Origin of the sequence: Varibaculum cambriense DSM 15806, assembly GCF_000420065.1 — a bacterium.
Classification (GTDB): domain Bacteria; phylum Actinomycetota; class Actinomycetes; order Actinomycetales; family Actinomycetaceae; genus Varibaculum; species Varibaculum cambriense.
The window spans coordinates 1,050,575-1,073,288 of record NZ_ATUF01000002.1; the positions used below are offsets into that span (position 1 = coordinate 1,050,575).

Here is a 22,714-nt window from a genome sequence, read left to right on the forward strand (position 1 = left end):
GGGGGAGTGAATGTGCATGCCCACTGTGAGTAGAGGTAGCCTTTTGAGGATCCGGATAGGTAATACCCGCGGACGTGTTGCTTGTGAGTCGTTGTTTACTGCTGGGTTGGTTGTTCTGGTTTATTCGTTGCAGGCAGCGTTAAACGGGGTGTTTCCATTTGGTGAACGTTCTAACCAAGTTAACGACCTGGGTGGGCAGTTCACTCCTTTTGCTGGGATGTTTCGTGATATCGTGGCAGGCCATAGCGGGTTGTCCTCGTTAACTTTTACTTGGACCATGGGTATGGGAGTCCCAAATCTAGGGAACTATGCGACTTATTTTTCCAATCCATTTTTTCTGCTGGTTTGTCTTTTTCCGGAAAATCATATGCAACTGGCTATCTGGGTTATAACCGTGGTGTTACTTGCCTTTGCTGCTGTGGCAATGCTTTTACTTTTGCGAAAATTATTTCCGGTTGGCAATTCGGTGATGGTGATATTGCTCGCTGCAAGCTACGCTCTGGGCTCGTGGGCGATTGGGGAAGGTGACTATGTACCGATGTGGATTTCCGGGCTCGCGGGGTTGCCTTTGCTTGTGTTGGTTGGTATCTGGGCGATCGAGAATAGGCGGTTTTGGCTTTCTGTTATAACGGTGTTCTTGGTGGTTTGGTCAAACTATTACACGGCTGTAATGGCAATTATGGGTGCTGCATTAATATTCTTTGCTATTTTATACACCAAGAAACTTCCTGCTAAGGACGCGATCTTTGCGGCGGCGAGATTTCTTTTGCGAGGCGCAATTGGTTCGGGTATGACCGCTGTTTTACTGATACCAACGTATCTCCAGGTAAAACAAGTACCAGCTGATGGAGAATCCCATTTATATGATGCTCCAATTTCTATTATGTTTGCTAATTTTTATGGTTTTGTGGAAGGGATATCGCTAGTTCCCAGTTTTTCGGTGGGAACCGTGGCTTTGGTATTTGCAATACTGTTTTTATTCCAAAAGAAATATTCTCTGTCGGATAGAGTCATCTGGGGTGTGTTGCTAACGGCAACTATTGCCTCCATGTCTTTTGCGCCGGCAATTATTGCCTGGAATCTATTTGATGCCCCCAATGGTTCACCTTGGCGTTGTGGATTTGTGGTTGGCGCCATGATCGTTGTCATGGCTTGGCATGGTGTACAGCATGTGGAATCCGCGGGCATATTTGGTTTGTTTAGTACTGCGGTAATTTGTGTGGCGCTAATGACTGTTACTTATCACGCGCGTACTGGAAATAACCTTCGGGCATGGTCAGGTTTCGGGTTGAAACTTAGTCTAGGTCTAGCCTTACTGGTAGTTTTATTGTCGTATTTAATGAAAGGTCCTCGAAAACAAATAGTCGTTTACTTAATTGCTGCATGTTTGGTAATACAGATCACAGGACAGGCTATGTGGCTCAATCGTCATAAAACTACTACTTTGGGGACGCTTCCGAATCACTTGTCGACTGCTTTCCCGTCCGATATGGATGCTTTTTATGCCAATAGTCAATGGCCGAATTTTAGAGCTGATGTTCTAGATATTGATAACTTTGTAATGGCTAACGGGGGAGCCATTATGTCCGCGCCAACGTCCAATTACTATTCGAGCCTGATGCCGACCGAGACTTCTGATCTTTTACAAAACCAATTAGCCTTGACTGGAGCTTATAGGCCAAGGATCGCCACCCCGGTGGGGAATGATCCGGTTGCGCAAGGCATCGCCTCGGTAAGGTACTATTATCGGCCGAGCGAGGAAAAAACTTTTTCGGCTTTCCCGGTGGTGCGTGAGAAACCGGGAAAGGTGGAATCTACTCCTGGTGTGCCTGAGGTTTTCAAGAATCGCAACGATGTTATCGGCGATGCAGTGTACACCCCTGCTTCGGATGTTTCCATTGAACCTACTGCGGGGAATAATGGAGAGTTAAGCGAGTATGATTTGACATTTACTTGTCCGCAGGGATTGCATGCGACGATGGATTTCCGTAAGTATCGCGGTAGCTCACAGTTAGAAGCAAGTAAATTCCAGGAGCAGTCAGCTAGTACTGAGTTGTTAAATCAATCTAGTGCTGGCAAACCCCAGAAAGTGCGCTTACGACCCGAAGATCCTGGAACGTTAAATGTTCCAATTGCGTGCACCGACTTGAAAAAGTTCAAGATGCTCACTAGAAATATAAAAATTCCTGACATAATGGCTGCTCCTGGCCGTATAAGCGCGAAATTTAATAAACCGGTAGATAGCGTCCTGGTAACGACTACTGCCTTTGCAAACTGGAAGTGCTCTGTTAACGGTAGAGAGATTAAACATTCCTCCTACCATGGTCTATTAACTGTCCCCATGGATGGAGAAAATAATTTTGATTGCTCCTACCACACTTCGGGACTGATGCCTGGTTTCGCGATATCCATGAGCTCTATCCTTGCGCTTATGATACTGGGATACGTTAGGCGTAAAAAATTAAAATCTTCCCCACCCGAAGCCGAGTTGCGGAATATCTAGAGTGAAACATAGACAGGGTGCTTTTTAAATAATTTAAAACTGGATATTGTTTAAAGGAGTATTCAGTAAAAAAGTTGCAGTGTTAACCGCTTGAATAGAAGACTTTGGCTAGCACGGACGCTGGGAAGCAGTCTTGATTCTTATAATGCTGTCCACCAAAAATGGAAAGGATTGGAGGGAGTCTCTATGAAACCGCTACTATCGGTATTGATTCCTATCTACAACGTAGAGAAATATTTGCCGGAATGTTTGGGAAGTTTGGAAGCACAAGACTTCAATCAAGCTGAGTTTATCTGTATTAATGATGGATCAACAGACGGTTCTCGGACCATTATCGAGGAATTTTTGAACAAGGATTCAAGATTTAGAGTCATTGATAAAGAGAATTCCGGGTACGGCGCTTCTATGAACCGGGGGCTGGAAGCAGCGCAGGGTGACTACATAGCGATTTTAGAATCAGACGATTTCATGGAAGCAGATACGCTTAGCAAGCTACACCACGCCATTAGCAGCACCGGAGCAGATGTGGTTAAAGCTAACTTCTGGATGTACTGGTCTATTCCCACAAAGCGTAACGACTTTTTTGAGGCAATACCGGGGAGAAAGAGCGAAAAAATAGCTGATCCCGCCAGCGATCCATTTATTTTTTATACCAAGCCTTCGATTTGGTCTGCAATCTATCGAAAGTCTTTCCTCGATGAAGAAGAAATTTCTTTTTTGGAAACTCCCGGTGCTTCTTTCCAAGACACCAGCTTCACTTTTAAAGTTTGGGCTTCCACCCATAAGGCCTATTATTTGCATGATGCATTTGTGCATTACCGGCAAGATAACGAAAATTCGTCAGTGAACTCTCCCGGAAAAGTAGACGCTCTGTTTAATGAGTACCGGGAGATTAGCCGTTGGTTGGCGGCCAATCCCGAAAAGCAGAAGACGTTTTCACCCGTAAAAGTAAAAATGCTTTACGATGCGCTGATCTGGAACTACGAAAGAGTCGCCGAGGAGCACAAGGTAGAGGTGCTACGGAAAGGGCGCGCCATGTTCCTGGATGATTTTGCCCGAGGGAACGTGGATATTCGGCTATTCGAGCCCTGGAAGTTGCTGGATATGCAAAAAATTATGATTCTTCCGGAAAAATACCACCGTGAGAGGAATCGGGGGGAAGCCTTAAGCCATCGAGTTGGTAGAGTAATTCAAGATCGCGGCTTTGTAGGCTTTGCCTATGCTGGTGGGCTAAAAGTATTCAATAAGGGGAAGAGGCTTCTAAAACATGCCAAGAATATCTGTAATCGTACCCGTTTATAACGTCGAGAAATATCTACCCCGATGCCTAGAGTCTATCCGGAAACAAGATTTTTCTGATTTAGAGATTATCTGTATTAACGATGGTTCTACAGACGCTTCATCGTCGCTGTTAGAGATATCAGCTCAGCTAGATCCACGCATTATTGTTATCAACCAGCCCAATAGCGGTGTATCCGCTGCTCGTAACCGAGGTTTGGACACCGCATCTGGTGAAATCATCATGTTTGTCGATGCTGATGACTTTTTGGTACCCGGTGCCTGCAAAGTGGTGACACAAGCCTTCTCCAATAATAAACCAGATATTTTAACCTTTGCTGCCAGCGGGATTACCTTTGGACAACCTTCGCCGTGGTTAAGGAATGCTCTGTCCCCCAAGCAGTCGGTGGTTCACGGGTTTGATAAAAACTTGTTTAAAAAGGCTAGAGAAAGACCCTATATTTGGCTATCAGCTTTTTCCCGTTCATTCATCCAGGAGCATGCTTTACGCTTTGACGAGGAGTTGGCGATTGGGGAAGATCAGTTATTCTATTTAGACGCATACGCAAGAGCAGAGTTGACGGCCACTATCGAAAAAACGCTCTATACCTATAGAGCTGAAAGAACCGGATCTGCCATGTTTTGGCAGATACAAGATGCTTCTGAGATGTTTGAGAAACATCTTCTGCTAGCTGACAAGGTGTTTCAACATTGGAACCAGATGGGGCTATTTTCTCAATATAAAGCTGAATTATTGGGATGGTTCCTGGGGTTTGTGTCCTATGATGCGTTCCACGCAAAAAATTCTGTTGAGGCGCTCCAGAAGCTAAAGGAGATGGTATGCAAATACTTTGGAAATCCCACGAAGCTTCCTCTGGATATGCCCACTAGAATGGCTCTGCGTAATTTGCTGAACCCAACAGATCCTTTCAGGTATTTGCGAAATCTTGCTATTTTATCTGCGAGAGTGAGAGAAAATCCTACTACCAACACTCTGCTGGCTGTTGATAAGTTTGGGAAGCTCGCTCCTATTCACTTGCTACGTGCAATCGCGAAACGTATTTTACCTGCTAGCAGTCTAACCGAATACTGGCGGATACGGGGATCCTCTAGCGAAATATTTAATCTGCTGGAGGATTCGCAAGCGTATAACCGATTAATTACGGAGTGGCGACTGACCAAGAAATGAATTGCGTCTTCCTTTTAGGCATGAATGAAACAGGTAGACCAACAATGGATTCCCGAATAAACGAGTAAATATGTTGATCTAAGAACAATCTATGAGGGATAAAATAGTATGGATGTGTTGGAAATAGTTTCGGTCAGTAACTTTTTTAGCTCCTGGTTACTGTTTCTAATCCCACTTTCTCTTTCTGTCTTAGTGCTTTTTTTACCTGGGTTGGTGCTAGGACTTGCAGTTGGGCTCAGAGGCCGCTGGCTCTGGGGCTGGGCGCCGGCGGGCTCGGTCGGGTTAATAGTCTTATCCGCAATAGTAGCTCCTAAATTAGGATTTAGCTGGGGATTTCCAGTTTTGTTGCTGGGATGTTTTATTTTTACCTTTCTTTTTTTATTTGTTTCATGGATCAATAATCAGATATGTCCTAACAACAACGAATCACCGCTCCACGAATCTGGAAAACCCCTCACTGGCTCAGCCAGGATTGTTTTGTATCTTCCTCCTGTGGCGATAGTAATCATCTTTATTTTTCAAACTATTCGCTTTGCTAGGGCGGTGAAAGTCCCTGGTGCTTTTTCTCAGTTATGGGACAATGTTTTTCACTCTAACCTTGCGATGATGTTCCTCCAGACTGGCAATGCATCGACTCTAAAAGTTAATCTGTGGACTCCAGGAACTGGCGGTTTCTATCCGGCTGCATGGCATGGAATCGTTTCTTTGGTAGCTAGTACCTGCTCGGGAGCGGTGACTGTCGCCACCAATGCCGTTACTTTGGTAATAGCATTTGTAGTTTGGCCCCTAGGGATTTTCTGTCTTGCCTCCGCAATTTCTAAGTCACGGGTAGTCCAATTGGCTGTAATTTTCTTGTCAGTAGCAATGCCGCAGTTCCCGTACGCTTTTTTAAGTTGGGGACCCCTTTACCCAAATTTACTGAGCTGTGCGCTTCTACCATCTGTAATCGCGATTCTAATTAGGTTGATTAAAGGCAAACTTTTCTCGTTTGTGCTGGGGTTAGTCGCTGTTTTTTGGGGAATAGGAAGTATAGCTGCAAGCCAGCCAAATAACATTTTTACCTTTGCGATTGTTTTCGTCGTTCTTGCGTGGTGGTATGGAAGACTCAAGATATTGAAGAAAGTCAGATATCAAGACTGCTCTCGTGTAAAGAGATTTGCTGTGTCGAGTGGGTGGGCATTTGCTTGTGCAGCTGTATTTGCTCTCTGGGAGTGGGGAACCTATCAGGTTCCTTCCATAAGAGGGATGAGAACACAAACTCCTTATTGGCTACCCCAGGGATCGTATTGGTCAGGAATTAAAGAATTACTGTTATTAACGGGTGGTAAACCAAACGCTGATTTTACGGTGTATCGGCCGGAACTAATGCTGCCGATTTCTGCCTTATTTTTGATCGGAATGTTAGTGATGCTGCTAAGCAGAAAATATCTTGAGGTATTTTTCTGTTGGGTACCATTTGCTGCATTGGTATTGGTCGGACACGCGATGCAGAATCTAGAATTACGACAATACTTAGTGGGACTCTGGTATTCGGATTCACCCAGGATTTATGTTCCCGTGGCAATGTTTTCCATCCTTATTGCATCGATTGGCGTTGATTGGGTAGCGCAGAAAATTTGGAAATGGATTACTCCGCGCACTTCTAAGCAAGTACAAACTGTACTCGTGACTGTCTGTCTGGTGGCGACTGTGCCTTTCATTGGCAATCCCCGTAGCCTTCGATACTCCTGGGAATGGATAGGTGATGTTTTTGCAATCCGGACGGCAACAAGCACTTACTCGGGATTGGTGGATAAAGATGAGCTAAAGCTGTTTCTACAGATACCAAAACTTACCCCGAAAGATAGCGTGGTTCTAGGAAATCCATGGGAAGGAGCTTCCTTTGCTTGGGCAATAGGTCAGAGAAGGACAATATTCCCAACATTGAGATATGCTACTTCACCGGAACCGAGCAGAGCATTCTTAGCCAATAAGCTATACCTGAATAGCGAAAGAAAACAGATATGTTCTTTCCTGAAAACTAAAAACGTATATGTTTTAAATCTCCGTGATGCATATTCAGGAGCAGAGGGGACTACGGGAATTGAGAAACAATACCCATCCTTTGATCAAATAGATCCCGACCTACTAACCCCGGTAAAATCGGTTGGTAAAGCTCGTCTGCTTAAATATCGAGGATGTTAGGAACAGAGCTAGTTAGAGATCTGATCCCCAATAACCATGCGCGGAGTACCTTTCCACAGCTGCGGATCGGTTATCCGGCGGCCATCAAATAACAACTTGATGCCGGGCAGATCCTTCGCGCTAATGGTTTTGTATTCGGCATGGTCAGCCTGCACTATAGCTGCGGTAACTTCCTCGCCAAAGTGGTAGGCATCCCAACCGAAGCCCGCTAGTTCCTCATCACTAAACATGGGGTCATGAACCAGTACCTTCGCCCCCCGCTTGCGCAAGGAGTCAACGGTAGCGAACACTCCGGAGAATGCGGTTTCTTTAACTGCTCCCCGGTAGGAAGCTCCCAGTACCACCACTTTGACACCCTTGAGATCCCCTAGCACTTCCTCTACGCGGGAAACTACATATTCGGGCATCCTGGCGTTATAGGTACGCGCGGTACGAACCACGGAGGCATCGGGATCGGTAGATAGGTACAGGCGAGGGTAAACCGGAATGCAGTGTCCGCCAACCGCAATCCCGGGGCGGTGAATGTGGGAATATGGTTGCGAGTTGCAGGCATCAATTACTTTTTGCACGTCAATACCGACTTTGTCTGCGTAGACGGCGAACTGGTTGGCAAGCCCAATATTAACGTCACGATAGGTGGTTTCTGCCAGTTTTGCCATCTCTGCGGCCTCGGCGTTGCCCATGTCCCAAACCCCGTTTTCGCGAGGCAGGTCGGGGCGCTCATCAAATTGCAGCACGCTTTCATAGAACTTGATGGCTGCCTGGGTACCCGCCTCAGTTAGTCCACCTACGAGCTTGGGGTAGCGGCGCAAATCTTGGAATACTCGCCCAGTTAGTACCCGTTCGGGAGAGAACACCAGGTGGAAATTGTCGCCCTCTTTCAAACCAGAGATCTCTTCAATCAGGGGCTTCCAGCGGTTCCGGGTAGTGCCCACCGGCAGGGTGGTTTCGTAGGAGATCAGAGTTCCTGGGGTCAGGTGCTCCGCCAAGGAACGGGTGGCTTGATCCATCCACCCGAAATCTGGCTGCCAGGTTTCGTCATTAACAAAGAGCGGAACCACCAAAACGATGGCATCTGCATTAGGAATAGCTTCCGCGTAGTCGGTAGTGGCGCGCAGTTTCCCCGCAGGCACTAGCTCAGAGAGTTTTTCTTGTAGGTGAGTTTCCCCCGGGAAGGGCTCTTTAGCTTGGTTAATCAGGTCAACGGTCTTCTCGTTAACATCAACCCCAATCACGTCCTGTCCACTAGAGGCAAACTGTACCGCCAGGGGCAAGCCGATTTTTCCCATTGCTACAACCGCTACGCGCATTTCAAGAGCCCTTCTAAGTAACCGGATTATTATCATTATTCTATGTCCGCATAGCGATAATTCAATTTGTTGGAAATTTTGCAAGTTATCTACTGAGTTCCAGTGGATTTCATTTCCCGTTTATACTGTCAAATATGCAAAAATCTGCGGTAACTCGACCACGTATCGACGCTCTGGATGGAATCCGCACGGTAGCCGTCATTCTTGTGATTGCATTTCATGTTTCAGCACCACGAATGGCAGCTGGTTACATAGGCGTGGATATATTTTTTGTTTTGTCCGGATTCTTAATCACGAGTAGTCTGTTATCCGATATCGGTAAACATAATAAGGTGAGGCTCAAACGTTTTTGGAGTAGACGTATAGCCCGATTAATGCCCGCAGCGTTGTTAACTATCATCGCTGTTCTTGTTATGTCTTGGGCAAGCGGCCTATTGTATGTAAAAGCTGAGATCGGCAATGATGCCTGGTATACGATTTTTTATTTGGCTAATTGGCATTTTATGGGATCCGGATCATATTTTGAATCGGATGGTACCTCCTCTCCATTACTTCATATGTGGTCTCTTGCCGTAGAAGAGCAGTTTTATTTTATTTGGCCCTTGATAATTGTAGCTGTTTTTTGGGCTGTCAGGCAGCAGTCGGAGCATCACCAGTTGCGGGTTTTCCGTTTTCGATTGGGTATTTTCGCATGTTTAGCGATAGCTATTTCTATAATTCTGTTAGCGATATTTTCACAGAGTTCGGTTGATCGGGCATACATGGGTACCGATGCAAAAGCCTTTGAGCCCATGCTCGGTGCTCTGGGCTCGGTATTAGCTCACAATCCCGAATTAAAAGATGTCTTTTCTAAACATTCTCGTCTCATGGTTTGGATTGGCGGTATAGCCATGATTCTGCTGTTTTCATTCATGGATGGTCCATCAACACTGTATTTTCAAGGAGGGGCAGCGCTATTTAGTTTGTCTGCACTAGCGTTGATTCTGGGAATTAGATATGGTCTAGATAACTTTGAAGCGAAGATTCTAGCCTGGACCCCAATAAGTTACCTGGGACGGATATCTTATGGGCTTTATCTGTGGCATTGGCCCTACGCGGTTTGGATTCTGAATCCGGAGAACGGTTTTGAACCTTGTAAGGCGCTCATTGTTGCTTCTCTAACGTTAACTACTGCATCGATCTCTTTCCACTTTCTTGAAATGCCCATTCGAGAGGGCGCGGTTTCTAGGTTGTTGACAGATACGAGAACAATACTTAGCGGAATTGCATCAATGATAGTCGTAGCCGTGTTTGCGGGCGCTACAGGGGGAACACCTATATCAAAGCCTATATTTAACTTGTTATACGGAACTACAGCGGATCCTAACATGGTTATGGTAGTAGGCGATTCAGTCCCATTGAGGCTAATGCCGACTTTGACAGTAGAAGCGCAAGAGCAAGGTCTATCAGTGGTCAGTGCCGCGCGGGGATCTTGCTCGCCTATGGGAATTGATCTTGTCTACCATCCAGATAAACCAACACATAGCGAGTGCCCTTCAGTGAAAGAGATTCAAGATAAAACTATCAGCACTTACAACCCAGGTTATGTGCTTTGGTGGTCGCGCTACGAAATTCTTGACAGATATTACGGTGGACAAATTATTTCGCCAGACACTGAGTTGTTTTGGCAAGTGCAGAAAAAAGATTTTGTGGCGACTGTGGACAGGATGACGAAAAATGGTTCTAAGGTGGTTGTTATTTTAACCGAAAGACCGGGGTTAAAGACTCGCGAGCGCAGCAAAGCTGAACTTGAAGCACCGATCCTTGTCAATATGGTTTACCACGACGAATATAGACGACACTTCAATAGCATAGTTAAAGAAGTAGCTTCAACGCGAGATGATGTTTTAACCATTGATGGAGACTCGTTATTCTGCAGTAAAAAGCAACTTCAGCGGTCGGATAGCTTGTGTGACGACTCTATTGATGGAAAGTTTATTCGATTCGACGGTTCCCATGTCGAAATGAAACAATTCGGCAGTATAATCAGCAGACGGGTGATACACGAGTTCGATAAGGTTAAGTCACAGTAGGATTGTTAGTCTTCTCAGGTTCGATAAAAACCGGTCAGTAATACTCTGAACTGTCCTAGGCTTTGCTTTCAGTCGTTTCTTTTGTTTTCTATTATTGGCGGGTGTTTCTGTTGATCCCGATACGCGGTCTTGGCTTCTGAGGGTGTCCTGCGCACTAATGCTTCGTGGAGTCGATGCTCATTCCGCCTTGTACCCCGTTCATACATTACAATTTCGACTGGTAGAAGATCATCCCAGCTTTGAGTGTGAGTGAGCTCGTTCTTGTAGGAGCCACTAGCATTTTCCACCGCGCAGTATCGTAAGAATCTCCGATACTAACTGTTGATGATGTAATCTTTTTATCTTTGAGTTTTTCGCTATAGATGATATTTACGTATTGGAAACCAGGATCTAAGTGGTGCACGAACTGCCAGGTTTTACAGGCTCGAGCAAGCGCCTGATTTAATGCTAACAGGAGCCAGGCTTCGGTTTGTGAGGATTTCTTTGATGCGCTGAACCAGTACAATATCGCGTAAGGTGCTTGCGTGAAGACCACGGTGTGTGTTATCTCGATAACCTCTCGAACTAAGGGATACACTTCACGTTCCCGGAATAACGTCGCGCAAACGAATGCGGCACTGCAACGATCCCTGTGTCATCGATAAAAACACTTATTTCCGACGCTCAGGGTGAGTTCTGCTGCGAAAAAGTCGACGCGTCAAAGAAGTTGGTTAATATATTGTAGTTCGGCAACCTCGGTACGCAATCTATCATTCTCTGCCAGACCACCCTCCTCGCTATTTTCATGCCTCTTGCCTTGTCGGCGCGATAAGTGAAGCCAGTGTCGAGCTGAACGTCACGATGTTCCAGCTTAAGCGAAATCTCTTGGCGCGCAGCCCGCAAGGATTCTCCATCAGGGGAAATATGCGTCTCTGCCAAGCCCAGCATCCAATCTTTGGTTTCCTGATCAGAATTCTTTGGCATAACCATGATCCTTCCAATCCACATACTCAAAAGGAAGTCCAGGACGCTTCAACACAAAAATTTATGCGTACAAACTACGCGAGGCACCAATCCAATCTTGTGTTCAATATGTATAAGGTACCCCTTTTTACTTGATGATGTAAAATATATAATCTAAACCGTATGTACTGCATATTGTCCCCATACAGGTAGTGGATTGAGGTCTCGGTTATGACTGGTAAAAGCAGAATGATTAGAGGGCTGACGTGTTTTACTGCAGCTGCAAGTTTAGCCTTGGCGGCAGTACCCGCCTACGGTGCGGAAGTAACGACTCCGCCAGCTCCGCAACCTCCTGCATCTACAGAAAGTGCTAGTACGGACGGTGTAAACACGCCAGATCCATCCCAAGGTGCGAACAGTGCGACCGATAATAACGATAACCGTGGTCTCGAAGTGCAGGATTCTGGCTCAGACCCCTCCACTCCCCAGGCGGCGGGAAGTCCACTGCAGATTCCGTACACAGGATCAACTGTAATGCCAGGCTCTTTGCCACCGAACGATAAAGGCCCATTGACAAAAACATCCTATAACGGATTTAAGATTGGGAATCCCAAGCCGATAGGGGTTGGTTGGGAGAAAAACGGGGTTCTCATGATGAATAATTTCATGAGAAACGGCCGCGCTGACGTACTATATTTCCTTGAGCGCGATAGTGACATTATCATTCGCCTTTACGCCGGTACTCCCAGTGGTGGACTTCGCACCGTAGGTGATGTCGGTAACGGTTGGGGAATGTTTGACTTAGTTATTGCCGGGGACGTCAATCTAGATGGGAAAACCGATCTTATAGCCCGAACTCCAGAGGGTGATTTATACTTTTATGCGGCACGTAATAATTCGCATACTTTCAACGCCGGTGTCAAGGTTGGTGTTGGTTGGAATGGTTTTCGTTCCCTAACCTTTGTGTCTCGTACCGTCGGTAATAAACCAGGAATTTTAGCGGTTGATGATACCGGGCGTATGCATATCTATCCTTTTGCAAATGTTCGAGGACAGTTCTCTTCCCCAGTAAGGCTTGGGTATGGATGGGATAGTTGCACCAGAGTCATGAGCCCGGGTGATGTTGATGGCAACGGTAAATCAGATTTCTTGGCGACTGATTCCGCAGGATATTTGTATTTATATCGCGCGAGTAGTATCGGAACCTCTTTTTCGTCTGCGATGGTCGGCGTTGGGTGGAACATGATGTCCCAGATTCAAACAATTGATATGTCCCTTGGCGGTGGGATTATTGCTGTCGATCAGTCTGGCCTAATGTATCGGTATCCTCTAAGGGTTTCATCGTCCGCCGTCGGCTGGCGTCCCCCGGCTCGGTATTTGCAACCTGTCAGCGCAATTCGCGCTCCGGGAACAACGGTGGTACCGCGCCGCGGCTGGAACGGCACCAAAGTGCGCGAAGTGCGGGCTCGTATGGGCGTGGGGGTACCTCTGAATGCTGGAATGACTTTTGATGGACGTACCGAAAATGCGGTCAAGCGTTTTCAGCGACGGATTAGAGTAGGAGCTAACGGAATTGTCGATTATCGGACTTGGGTAAGGATGACTTCACGCTCTTGGACTATGGATAATTTCCGTATGCCGCCAATGCCTTTAAACGCCAACCGTAGTCAACGACTTAACGCGATGCTTTCCTTTGTCAGGTACCAAGTTGGAAGCCCCTATACTTGGGGAGGTGCTGGTGGTTACGGAGATGGCTACGACTGTTCCGGGTTGGCTCTCCAAGCGATTTACCGGGCAGGACTTGATCCGCAACCTATTAACGTCATTGCCCATGCAGCGCCTACCTATCGCAGTTCCAAAGAATTATATGCGCACCCGCGTTTGCAGAAGGTCAGGTTTGGCTCCCGCCAGCCAGGAGATCTGATCTTTTGGCAAGGACGTGGCGGTATTTATCACGTAGCTATCTATCTAGGATCGAACCAAATCATCGAGTCTAACTACGGTTATGCCCGGCAACGAGGTTTGTACAATTGGGGTAGCATCGCTCCCTACGTTGTACGGCCGTTGGCAAGCTAAGTTTAATTCCCAGCCCTAGTTAGTTTTTGGAGGCTGTTATTGCTAGCAATGCAAGGTAAAAAACGTCTTGTCCTCGCCGCAGCTGCCATCCTCACGTTGGTGGTGCTCTTAACGGCATGGTATTTGTGGTCTCGATCAGACGATTCCCTTCCCCAGGCAACCGGACCGCAGATTAAAGCATCTGTGGGACCTAACGCCAACTTGCCGGATATACGAGCCGGCTCGCAGGGGTGCGCTGCCCTGGATAAGGTTTTGAGTAATCTATTGCAGCAAACGCCGGAGGGTAAAGCGTTCACAGGGCGTGTAGCCCAGATACAGTCTCAGCAAAAAGACCCGGACTCTGGAACTGTAAACGCTGGACCTGAGTGGGCGAAGTTTCTCCAGATTCTTCCGAAGCATTACACGGAGTTTGAAAAAGCGGCAGGGAAAGATGACGCAGCCAACAAGGCAATAAAGAATATGCGCGAGATTGTTGACTTGGAACCGCAGCTGATTTCGGGGAAGGTTCCTGAATATACCGATGGGCCGGCGGCGCAACGGCAGCTTGAAGAAGGTAAAACTCCCGAACAAAACCCAGAGTATGTTAAGAAGTCAGAGCAGCTAGATAAACTGTTGGATCAAGTCAGTTGGTGTATGCCCACCTGGCCAGTTCTCTATGGATAGGAAGTTTTATGCTCGCTTACTTTTGTAGATAAACTACCTATAAAAAACCACTGAAAGGTAACTATATGACCCGCATAGTTGATAGTGCAGATGTTTCTCCCGAAGCCCGGATTGGGGAGGGCTCCAGCGTCTGGCATTTGGCGCAGGTGCGCGAAAATGCGCAGCTGGGGAGAAATTGCATCATTGGGCGCGGCGCCTATATCGGCGAGGGCGTGCATATGGGTGATAACTGCAAAGTGCAAAACTATGCCCTGGTTTATGAGCCGGCTTCTCTAGAGGACGGAGTGTTTATCGGGCCGGCAGTGGTACTGACCAATGATCACTTCCCGCGTGCGATTAACGAGGACGGCTCAATTAAGTCTGCTTCTGACTGGGAACAGGTGGGGGTCACTATTAAGCGGGGAGCGGCGATTGGTGCCCGCTCAGTTTGCGTAGCACCGGTAACCATCGGCGCCTGGTCACTGGTGGCGGCAGGTTCAGTAGTCACCAAAGATGTTCCCGAATATGCCCTGGTAGCCGGGGTTCCTGCGCGCCGCATTGGCTGGGTAGGGCCAGCAGGAGTAAAGCTACAGCCAGTTGCGGGCGAAGACGGCGTATATGAGTGTCCCCAGTCCGGAAGGCGTTTCCGTGAAGTCTCCGAAAATAAGCTACAGGAAATTTAATCTGTAGAGTTTTATTTAGTAACCATCTTAAACGGACGGTGGATTATTCCTATTTCAATTTGTCGAAACATTTACCTAGAACAAATTTTGACAGTTTGATAACTCTTGCTAGAAACACGCTTATAACGAATACAAGTATGCCGACACCCCCGGCTCCGGCTATCCCTGTATATCGGTAGAAGGCGTCTAAGGGGGTTAGCAACCGGAGCATTTCTAACACGACCGCGTGAATCGCGTAGGTCCACAAGAGATAGGGACTTACCGAGCGAGTTACAAGTATCACCAGTGAACTGAATTTTTGTTTTCCCTTAAAATAGGTGAACAGCGCCGCAGAATAAACTGCAACAAAGATGTTACTGTTTCCCACATCAGCAGTGTGCGAACCACTTAAATTATCAGTTCGCCAAATTAACCACCCAGCTACAAGAAAACCAAACAAGCAAAAGCCGTAAACGGTTCTGCGGAAGCGTTTATCAAATTCAGTGTTAGCCAACCAGTATCCTAACAACACATAGATGCAAGGAAAGGTTACAGCAAGACTGATGGAAACCTTTGAATCAATCAGCTCTAATAAAGATATAGCTTTATGATTCAGTAACTGCGCGCCCTCGTTACCCAATTGGTTCGCAAGTCCGTGGCCAAAAACAATTACGCCTCCTACAATTAGCGAGGTCATCAAGGCGACTTTGTCTTTTACTATCTGCCTCAAGACGGGTGTTATTACATATATGCCAAGAAGCGCCCACAAATACCACATATGATAAGGAGTTTCGAGCGTAATGCGCAGAAATGAATGAAATGTTTGTTCTTGATTTGGTAGTCCACAGCTGAGTTCAATTGTTGCCCAGGCTAGGGAGGTAACAATGAGTGCAAAGGAGATCCGGCGAATATAGGAAAACAGTTTTTTCCCAGCAATTTTTCTTTTTGGGGAAAGGAGAAAAACTCCAGTTACCATCAAGAAAACGGGTACAGCAAACCTAGAGATTGAGTTGAGGATTACTAGCATCCACCAGTTGGCGGTTCCTACTAGGGGAGGAGCTGCTGAAAAAGCGGTGAGTGCCAATGCGCTACTGTGTAAACAGGCAACAAACAAACACGCAAATACCTTGAGGGCATCAGCCCAGATTAACCGGTTTGAAGAATCGTCAGTCATTGTTATTCCTAAGGAAATTTTTTAAATAGGCGTATTGCCATCCGCTCCACTTATCATTTAAGAAATTCGTTTGTTAATCAGTCTACAATGGAGAGACATCGTTCTCTATGGGCTTCGTAGTTACGCTAATGGTCTAATGCCTGTATAGAGCATGATGAACTCTCTACCAATTTGTTTAATGGATGACGTACAATGACAAGCCATGGGGGAACCTATCTCAAGGGGGAAACGCAAAAATATTCATTTAGAATATTGCCTCATTAGGTAAAAATTAGCGGGCTACTTCCATTTGGATAATATTTCGGATATCCAGTAATTCTTAATTCTAAAACTATGGAGAGTGGGACGCATAATAGTTAGCCGCAAAGGAAAATATGAGAGAGTGTTATGGTGAATAGACGTTGTAACTTCATTCGGATAGTTTCTCGGATTTATTTGCCGGAAGCAGCAGCGGCCTCGTTTCGCTTGGCGGGGGTAGCCAAGGCTCTACGGGAAAAGGGCATAGAAGTCGAGGTAGTGACCACTACAGCGCCATCGGGTCTGCAAGTTGCCGATCACGACCGGGTACGGCGTTTCCCGGTACTGCGCGATAAAGAAGGTTACGTACGTGGATACCTGCAGTACCTTAGTTTCGATATTCCCGCATTTTTTCGAGTCTTATTTTCACCTCGCGCTACCGTGACCTTAGTGGAACCTCCGCCTACCACAGGGTTTTTCATGCGGATTGCCAGTAAACTCCTGGGTGTTCCCTATGTGTATTATCTGCCAGATCTATGGGGAGCAGCCAGTGCGTCTTTCGCCCCGAAGATAGTTGTGAAAGCAGTAAAAGCTCTGGAGGCTTTTGCGGTGCGGGGAGCAGTGGCTGTCATCGCAGTTAATGAAGAGATCGCTGAGACTGCGCGAGCAATGGGTGCAAAATCGGTTCATCTGATTCCTAATGGAATAGATACCGATACCTTTACCAATGAAGTTGAGCCGTTATCCCGTGTCGAGAGAGAAGATAATGGTTTAGGGGACGCACCCTATTTTATTTACACGGGCACCGCCTCCGAATGGCAAGGTGCTAGCATCTTTATATCTGCTCTAGCTCAGGTCATCGACAAAATTCCTCACCATCTGGTGTTCCTCGGTAAAGGCAGTGACTGGGATTTACTAAGAGAACAGGCAGCAAAACCGGAACTAAATGGACGGGCGCATGTCCTGGAAACGCTGCCTCCAGGTGAAACTGCGCGCTGGATCGCGGGTGCGGACGCTGGGTTGGTTTCCATTAAAGCCGGAGCTGGATATGACCATGCTTACCCCACGAAAGTGCTCTCTACCTTAGCGTGTGGAACTCCAGTGATTTATGCGGGACCGGGACCGGCACGCGAAGATATTGAGGCTCATAGCCTCGGAATTTGCGCAAATTACTCTGCTATCAGCGTGGCAAGGACCTTTCAGGAAATCATTAATTCAAGCTCTAGTATTGTAAGTCCCGTACAACTGAGAAAATGGGTGCTAGAAAACAAATCTTTAGCTAAGAGTAGCCAGAAAGTTGCTCAAGTTTTAAAAAATAACTCTGTCAAGTAATTTTGGTTAAAACCTATCTGCGCTTCAGCCACTCAGTTTCCAATACTTTAGCACTCATAGTCCCAGTGTGAACCTTGGCAACGTATTCTTTCTGGGCTTTCAGCAAGTTTTCTCGCATGGAATCATCCGCGAGTGACTTTAATACTTCGACAAGAGTATCTGGATCTGCTTGGACGATAGCTGATTCAATGCCAGTTTGTTGCTTAATAACTTTTCGCACATGCGGACTAACATTTGCAACTGCTAGGCATCCTGAACATATAGCTTCCAGTGCGGTTACCCCATAGGAGCCTAAAGTTAATTGCTCAACCAAGACATCTAAACCTGAGAGAATCTTGGGCATAGCTGCTCGTGGAATTCCCTCAAGCAGCTTTGACTCAATTAACCCAGAGCCTGAAAGTTCATCAAAAATAGGACGAATATACTCGGTGCCCTTCAACCATCGTCTGCTGGGGATGTGCCCAACTCTGAGGGGTGAGTGCACTGTGGGAACGGCTTGCCTAGTTATCCATTGTTCTGGTTTTACTACTAGGGGACACCAGTGAGCATTTGGGAGATCGTCCAACAAATCGGGAGTAGTCACAAAAATCGGTAGCCCTAGGGACTCGATTAATTCGCGATTGGCATCTGCTTTGCGTTGCAGCAAAACGGTTTGTTGATTTGTATTTGCGAAAGGCGACCATTCGTGGCGTTTGGCGTGACCAATCGGGCTGCGAGTGTCAGATCCGTGAGATAGAAAGGCAACCGCTATGCCTTGTTCCTGCAACGCACGTACTTCCCGGCGTACGTCGAAATTGAATAACCGCCCAAATAGCGAATTCTCTGCCTCGATTAATACATGAGTAAACCCGCATACTCGCTCAAACTGTTTCTTAGCCCATTCTTTAGACAGCGCGTAGGTTCCGTAACTTACCTTGCTATCTGCAGTGAAACTAAAGACTCCTCCAAAATCAACGGTCATCGCATGAGCCGCCACATCACTAAGGTTGGCTTCTAACGCTCGCGCCAGCTCCCATCCTTGCCCAGCGATATTAAAAGGGGCAATGAGGACACGGGTTGGAGCTTTAGGGACAGTAACAGTTTTTGGGTTCTGTTCAGCGCGATAACCACGCAACCTTGTAGCCAGCGGGAATAAGTAGGAGCCGGGGCCAGCGGCTTTAACAACCTCATATATAAATGAGGCCGGAAGTTTTGAGATAAGTTTTTCCCTAATTCTGGTGATATTGATAGCCATCAGTCGATTCCTGTTTTCGCGCCTACATATTCAGCAGCCCCAGGAGGACATAAGGTTTGTGCAACCAGATGAGCACGGGTTGTCCAAGTGTTTTCCTGGGCTGCCGCAGCTGCTTTAGTTGCTTTTTCTGCTATTTTTTCTGGATGTTCTTGCAAATGTCTCAAAATGTTGGCAATAGCTTCGTCCTCATAGTCAACTACCCAGCCGGCATCGTATTTACTGACTATCCGAGCCGCTTCGGTTCCGGCACTGACCAGAATAGGGCGTCCTCGGGAAATGTATTCAAATAACTTTACTGGGGCTGCAAAGTCCCAATAGGTGGTAGGCTCAACCAATAACACCGCAATATGAGATTGTGCATACAGGGGTGCCAGTTGCCAAGAATCCAAGTGATGTGGATGGATATTTTCTGATTTCAGGTTCAAATCAGCCTGGATAGCTGTCTGCCATTGTAGCTCTTTAGTAACTAAATCCATTTGAATAGTATGGCTGTCCACTACGGCTTTTATTAATTTATCTAGGCGGTAGTGACCTCCTATCCCGCCCACATAAAACAGACGCAATGGGTGAAGTGGCTCGGGAAGAGGGAGGACGCTGTCATCGTCTCCTGCTGGCGGTAGAGCACTGAATGAGTCGGACGCATCCAGCCCCATTACCTCCGCCATTTTTAGAGATGGCAAGAATAAGTGAGCGTTATTTCGTTGATATCCACACATATCTAGGCGGTGTAATAGCGGCGAAATTCGACCGATTAGATCTTTTGCCGCGAACTGGGGGAAACGCCAATAAATATCTCTATAAAAGACCCCTATAGGGATATTGTGCCGGTGAGCCTGACGCATTATTTGATAATCCAGAGTTGGCGCAAAGCCATCTTTAATACTGGTAGCAAAGAGGTTTGGTTGGGTGGAGTTTTCAGAATAAAGAAAATCTGGGCGCAACCCTGACCGCAATGTTTTCCGCAAGGACTTTAAGGCCTGCCTCCTTTGCGGCGTGGTTCCAGAAACGTCGATGACATCATAGCCGAGGGTCTTAAATGCTTCTCTCATCCGCAAAGGACGCAAACGCGAGGCCGAAGTCGGGTTCGTTTCCATGGGATAGGGAGCGTGAAAAATCATAACTTTCGACATTAGCTAGGTTCTTTCTCTAGTTTTATATTCCCTCTTAGGCACTTCAAATATCTACCTATGTCGCTTATAACGGGCATACGCGAAGGAAGCCACATAAAACAGCGGCCAATGCGTCCGTACCATGCGTTTCGCAGTGGTTTCGGGAGTGAAAGGAATAGTCAGCAGTTGTTTATCTATTCGAGCTAATACTCCGGTGTGTATCACTTTAGTTATCCGCATTTTCCGGGGAATACCCGACCACGATGCGATTAGATCACGGCAGTTAAAAATATTTAGCATATTGACCCCGGCTAGACCGTAGGCAATATCACTTTGCACTCCCCAGCGGCAGCAATCATTCTCCAGAGCTACTAAATCGAAAGTATATTTACGCATCGACTGGGGAATACCGTTAAGGTAGTTTTTAAGAATTTGTAGACTAGTGTTGCTCGAATTGTAAAGGCGCGCACGAATAAAACGAGGTCCTGCTAAACGAGTAGGAATGGCGTTGCCGGTTACGCTTTTACCAACTTGATCAATGATATTGCCGTTGAGCCAAGCGCTGGAACCGAAACTTTGTCTGTACGTGTATGCCAGAGAAAAGGCATAGTCAGTTGCATCTTCGCCAGCTAAGCTTCGAAGAATCTTTCGTTCTTCAAGTGGCATTTCAAGATCTTGTATCACCTTGTGCGATAGCCTGTATTGAGCGCATAGATGTTGTGGCCTAAGCAAATCTGGAGTATCTGCGCTGAATCCTTCATGACGAAAAGTGAAGCATGGAAGCTCTGGATTTACCGTTTTCCCTATCGCCATGTTTAGTCGACTATCATAGCCAGCAGTCAAGGGACATACCAGGTCGTAGTGGTGAGAATATTCCTTGAATATATTCTGTGCGGTTATAAAGGTGTCTTCAATTATTTCTTCCGCGTTATTCTGGTGTGGCTTGTACGGCCAGGGTTGGCGAATTGCTCGCATAGTTTGTAAATCTAGTAGATGGTTTGGCAACAGCATCCTGATATTCTTCGCAGCGGTGGAATCCGCAGGATAGGGTTGACCAGATGGAACACCAGCAGAAAGTTTATTCCATCTTTCATCAGTTAATGCCACCACTTGTCGCTCTACTAATGGTTTAGTGACAGCAACAGCTAAAGAGTTGCGATCAGTTGCATAGTAGGTTGCCAGCGTACAGGAGGCATCTCCCCACAGCCACAGCCTGTCGTTAATTTTTACGATAACAATGTATTTACCGGCGAAGCGTCCCGCCGCAGCATATATTTTTTCTACTGTTTTTTCGGGGGAAATATTCGCAAGATAATTGGGGATTTCTTCACGTGTTAGCTGAGCACGCGAATCAATACATAACCCGACGATGAAAACCTCTGTTCCGTTTTTTTCATCCGCACCAGTCAATACCGAAGTATTCGGTGTGTAATTTAGGATTGCTTTATCGGATATTGGTTGGTGACGTGAAAAATCTGGGTCGGGGCTAGAAGTTAGCGAATAGGTGAAAACCGCCGTCGTGAGTACATCTTTTTGGGTTAAGGTTTGCAAAGTCATATATAAATATCCTTAGATATGCCTAGAGTAGCGATTCCATAATCTGTTCAATGTTTTTCGCTTCATTTTCGAAACAGAGAGCCCGGGCAGCAGCATTCGTATTATGTTTAAACCTAATAATCTGTTCTCGCTCAAGCGAGCGAAGTGTTTCGACAATATTTTCTTTTGAGAACCCAGAGGATACTACGCCTACCTGGAATTCCTCTACGATATCTGCCATCTCTTTTGTCGGGCCTACTGCAATAGCTAGACGTGCCTGAATGAAGTCAAAAATCTTATTAGGCAAGGTGTAACGTGCATTCATATTAAAGGGCGGAATCCAGAACACCCCAACATCATATCGATTTAGAACTTGAGGAAGCTCTGCAGGTTTCACCGGATCACGAAAAAAGATATTGTCAGATTCTTGCGCAAGAGTTTTCAGCTTGCGTAAATATTTTCCTCCATCATTTGCGGGCACCAAATAAAGATCCAGGGTAAAGCGTTTTCCGGCAGCAGCAACAGCGTTAATAGTGGTTTCTAGAGCCCGCCCTGGAACCGCACCACCTGAGTGAACCAGCCGAATCGGACCATCGCTCGGGTTTTGTGAGGGAGTTAGGTCTGCAAAAGGTGCCGCGTTTCGAATTAAGGTCGGACGTACTCCGAAATTTTTGTCATATAACTTAACGATCTCGCGTCCAACAGTGCTAACTGCCTGGCACTTGGGAAGATATTTCTTGCAAATATGAGTCATTAAGGGAGCAACTAACAACCGCCAAGAGGTAACGTGTGTGCGTTCTGCGGGCGCCCACTCATGCATATCCGCCCAAATAGGCTTTCCGCGAGCCACGTGAAAGGCTAGAGGTAGCGCGCGAGCGTCATTGGCGACTACAGCATCAAACGTGCGATCCCCTAAAAGACGGATCGCTTCTTTATTGCCGGGAGCCGCTAATTCGGCCGCTTTATGCATATGCAACGCCAATTTTAAAACGCCTAGCGGCGTTTGCGGCAGCGAGGGATACTGGTCAGCTATCTGTAAATGCTCATCTACAAAGGCTGGTTTCGATCCATAACCAATAGAGGTCACGTGACCGAAAGGGCTGATTGCGCTTAGTTCCCGTAGCACCCGAGCATCCTTGGCAATGTTCGAAAAGGAAATCACCAGTATTTGTTTTTCGCTCATATCTTCAAATATATCGAACCAATATGCTTATTAGGTATTAGATAGCTGTTA

Annotated in this window: 16 protein-coding genes; 9 read left to right on the forward strand and 7 right to left on the reverse strand. The window is 46.6% G+C overall.

The window, feature by feature from the left end; all coding sequences use genetic code 11:
- Positions 1–43: 43 nt before the first annotated feature.
- From F605_RS0104715 to F605_RS0104730, 4 genes are all read left to right on the forward strand, one after another.
- On the forward strand, positions 44–2,503 hold the full coding sequence (locus tag F605_RS0104715) for a YfhO family protein (RefSeq protein WP_162138270.1): 2,460 nt from the start codon (positions 44–46) through the stop codon (positions 2,501–2,503).
- 186 nt (positions 2,504–2,689) lie between these two features.
- Complete coding sequence (locus F605_RS09940; protein ID WP_051132090.1) at positions 2,690–3,805, forward strand: glycosyltransferase family 2 protein; 1,116 nt, start codon at positions 2,690–2,692, stop codon at positions 3,803–3,805.
- Positions 3,771–4,970, forward strand: coding sequence for a glycosyltransferase family 2 protein (locus F605_RS0104725; RefSeq protein WP_081639115.1), 1,200 nt, complete (start codon positions 3,771–3,773; stop codon positions 4,968–4,970). Before F605_RS09940 ends, F605_RS0104725 begins: the two co-directional genes overlap by 35 nt.
- A 108-nt stretch (positions 4,971–5,078) precedes the next feature.
- A complete protein-coding gene (locus F605_RS0104730) occupies positions 5,079–7,154 on the forward strand; it encodes a DUF6541 family protein (RefSeq protein ID WP_022864756.1) in 2,076 nt (691 codons plus the stop codon).
- 8 nt (positions 7,155–7,162) lie between these two features.
- On the opposite strand, the gene F605_RS0104735 is transcribed toward F605_RS0104730, so the two are convergent.
- Entirely contained in the window at positions 7,163–8,464 is a 1,302-nt protein-coding gene (locus F605_RS0104735; protein WP_022864757.1) for a nucleotide sugar dehydrogenase, read from the reverse strand.
- Between the two features lie 134 nt (positions 8,465–8,598).
- Between F605_RS0104735 and F605_RS0104740 the strand changes: the two genes are divergently transcribed.
- Positions 8,599–10,536, forward strand: a complete 1,938-nt coding sequence (locus F605_RS0104740; protein ID WP_022864758.1) for an acyltransferase family protein — start codon at positions 8,599–8,601, stop codon at positions 10,534–10,536.
- A 663-nt stretch (positions 10,537–11,199) separates the two neighbouring features.
- Here the strand turns inward: F605_RS0104740 and F605_RS0104750 are convergent.
- Complete coding sequence (locus tag F605_RS0104750) at positions 11,200–11,499, reverse strand: hypothetical protein (protein ID WP_156005262.1); 300 nt, start codon at positions 11,497–11,499, stop codon at positions 11,200–11,202.
- A 645-nt stretch (positions 11,500–12,144) separates the two neighbouring features.
- Between F605_RS0104750 and F605_RS11300 the strand changes: the two genes are divergently transcribed.
- The 3 genes from F605_RS11300 to F605_RS0104765 all read left to right on the forward strand — a co-directional run bounded on the left by F605_RS11300 (position 12,145) and on the right by F605_RS0104765 (position 14,879).
- Positions 12,145–13,554, forward strand: coding sequence for an NlpC/P60 family protein (locus tag F605_RS11300; protein WP_244865160.1), 1,410 nt, complete (start codon positions 12,145–12,147; stop codon positions 13,552–13,554).
- A 48-nt stretch (positions 13,555–13,602) separates the two neighbouring features.
- Positions 13,603–14,217 (forward strand): hypothetical protein, encoded by a 615-nt coding sequence (locus F605_RS0104760; RefSeq protein WP_022864761.1) that lies wholly within the window; start codon positions 13,603–13,605, stop codon positions 14,215–14,217.
- 65 nt (positions 14,218–14,282) lie between these two features.
- The gene (locus F605_RS0104765) at positions 14,283–14,879 is read left to right on the forward strand and encodes an acyltransferase (RefSeq protein ID WP_022864762.1); all 597 of its coding nucleotides are present in this window, start codon (positions 14,283–14,285) and stop codon (positions 14,877–14,879) included.
- A gap of 49 nt (positions 14,880–14,928) precedes the next feature.
- Here F605_RS0104765 and F605_RS0104770 read toward each other — a convergent pair whose 3' ends face one another.
- Positions 14,929–16,032, reverse strand: a complete 1,104-nt coding sequence (locus tag F605_RS0104770; RefSeq protein WP_022864763.1) for an acyltransferase — start codon at positions 16,030–16,032, stop codon at positions 14,929–14,931.
- A gap of 387 nt (positions 16,033–16,419) precedes the next feature.
- On the opposite strand from F605_RS0104770, the gene F605_RS0104775 reads away from it, so the two are divergent.
- The gene (locus F605_RS0104775; protein WP_022864764.1) at positions 16,420–17,601 is read left to right on the forward strand and encodes a glycosyltransferase family 4 protein; all 1,182 of its coding nucleotides are present in this window, start codon (positions 16,420–16,422) and stop codon (positions 17,599–17,601) included.
- Positions 17,602–17,614: 13 nt separating this feature from the next.
- On the opposite strand, the gene F605_RS0104780 is transcribed toward F605_RS0104775, so the two are convergent.
- Genes F605_RS0104780 through F605_RS0104795 form a run of 4 tightly spaced genes read right to left on the reverse strand, consistent with a single transcriptional unit; the run spans position 17,615 to position 22,663 of the window.
- Positions 17,615–18,835 (reverse strand): glycosyltransferase family protein, encoded by a 1,221-nt coding sequence (locus F605_RS0104780; protein WP_022864765.1) that lies wholly within the window; start codon positions 18,833–18,835, stop codon positions 17,615–17,617.
- Positions 18,835–19,965, reverse strand: a complete 1,131-nt coding sequence (locus F605_RS09955) for a glycosyltransferase family protein (protein ID WP_022864766.1) — start codon at positions 19,963–19,965, stop codon at positions 18,835–18,837. The genes F605_RS0104780 and F605_RS09955 overlap by 1 nt, the downstream gene beginning before the upstream one ends.
- A 51-nt stretch (positions 19,966–20,016) precedes the next feature.
- Entirely contained in the window at positions 20,017–21,501 is a 1,485-nt protein-coding gene (locus F605_RS0104790; RefSeq protein WP_022864767.1) for a hypothetical protein, read from the reverse strand.
- 22 nt (positions 21,502–21,523) lie between these two features.
- Positions 21,524–22,663: a glycosyltransferase family protein gene (locus F605_RS0104795; protein ID WP_022864768.1), complete on the reverse strand. Its 1,140-nt coding sequence runs from the start codon at positions 22,661–22,663 to the stop codon at positions 21,524–21,526.
- Positions 22,664–22,714: the final 51 nt, after the last annotated feature.

Bases quoted from the DNA above. Each gene is read 5' to 3' on its own strand.
- F605_RS09940 (WP_051132090.1), top strand. From the start codon at position 2,690: ATGAAACCGCTACTATCGGTATTGATTCCTATCTACAACGTAGAGAAA.
- F605_RS0104725 (WP_081639115.1), top strand. From the start codon at position 3,771: ATGCCAAGAATATCTGTAATCGTACCCGTTTATAACGTCGAGAAATAT.
- F605_RS0104730 (WP_022864756.1), top strand. From the start codon at position 5,079: ATGGATGTGTTGGAAATAGTTTCGGTCAGTAACTTTTTTAGCTCCTGG.
- F605_RS0104735 (WP_022864757.1), bottom strand. From the start codon at position 8,464: ATGCGCGTAGCGGTTGTAGCAATGGGAAAAATCGGCTTGCCCCTGGCG.
- F605_RS0104740 (WP_022864758.1), top strand. From the start codon at position 8,599: ATGCAAAAATCTGCGGTAACTCGACCACGTATCGACGCTCTGGATGGA.
- F605_RS0104750 (WP_156005262.1), bottom strand. From the start codon at position 11,499: ATGCCAAAGAATTCTGATCAGGAAACCAAAGATTGGATGCTGGGCTTG.
- F605_RS11300 (WP_244865160.1), top strand. From the start codon at position 12,145: ATGAGAAACGGCCGCGCTGACGTACTATATTTCCTTGAGCGCGATAGT.
- F605_RS0104760 (WP_022864761.1), top strand. From the start codon at position 13,603: ATGCAAGGTAAAAAACGTCTTGTCCTCGCCGCAGCTGCCATCCTCACG.
- F605_RS0104765 (WP_022864762.1), top strand. From the start codon at position 14,283: ATGACCCGCATAGTTGATAGTGCAGATGTTTCTCCCGAAGCCCGGATT.
- F605_RS0104770 (WP_022864763.1), bottom strand. From the start codon at position 16,032: ATGACTGACGATTCTTCAAACCGGTTAATCTGGGCTGATGCCCTCAAG.
- F605_RS0104775 (WP_022864764.1), top strand. From the start codon at position 16,420: ATGGTGAATAGACGTTGTAACTTCATTCGGATAGTTTCTCGGATTTAT.
- F605_RS0104780 (WP_022864765.1), bottom strand. From the start codon at position 18,835: ATGGCTATCAATATCACCAGAATTAGGGAAAAACTTATCTCAAAACTT.
- F605_RS09955 (WP_022864766.1), bottom strand. From the start codon at position 19,965: ATGTCGAAAGTTATGATTTTTCACGCTCCCTATCCCATGGAAACGAAC.
- F605_RS0104790 (WP_022864767.1), bottom strand. From the start codon at position 21,501: ATGACTTTGCAAACCTTAACCCAAAAAGATGTACTCACGACGGCGGTT.
- F605_RS0104795 (WP_022864768.1), bottom strand. From the start codon at position 22,663: ATGAGCGAAAAACAAATACTGGTGATTTCCTTTTCGAACATTGCCAAG.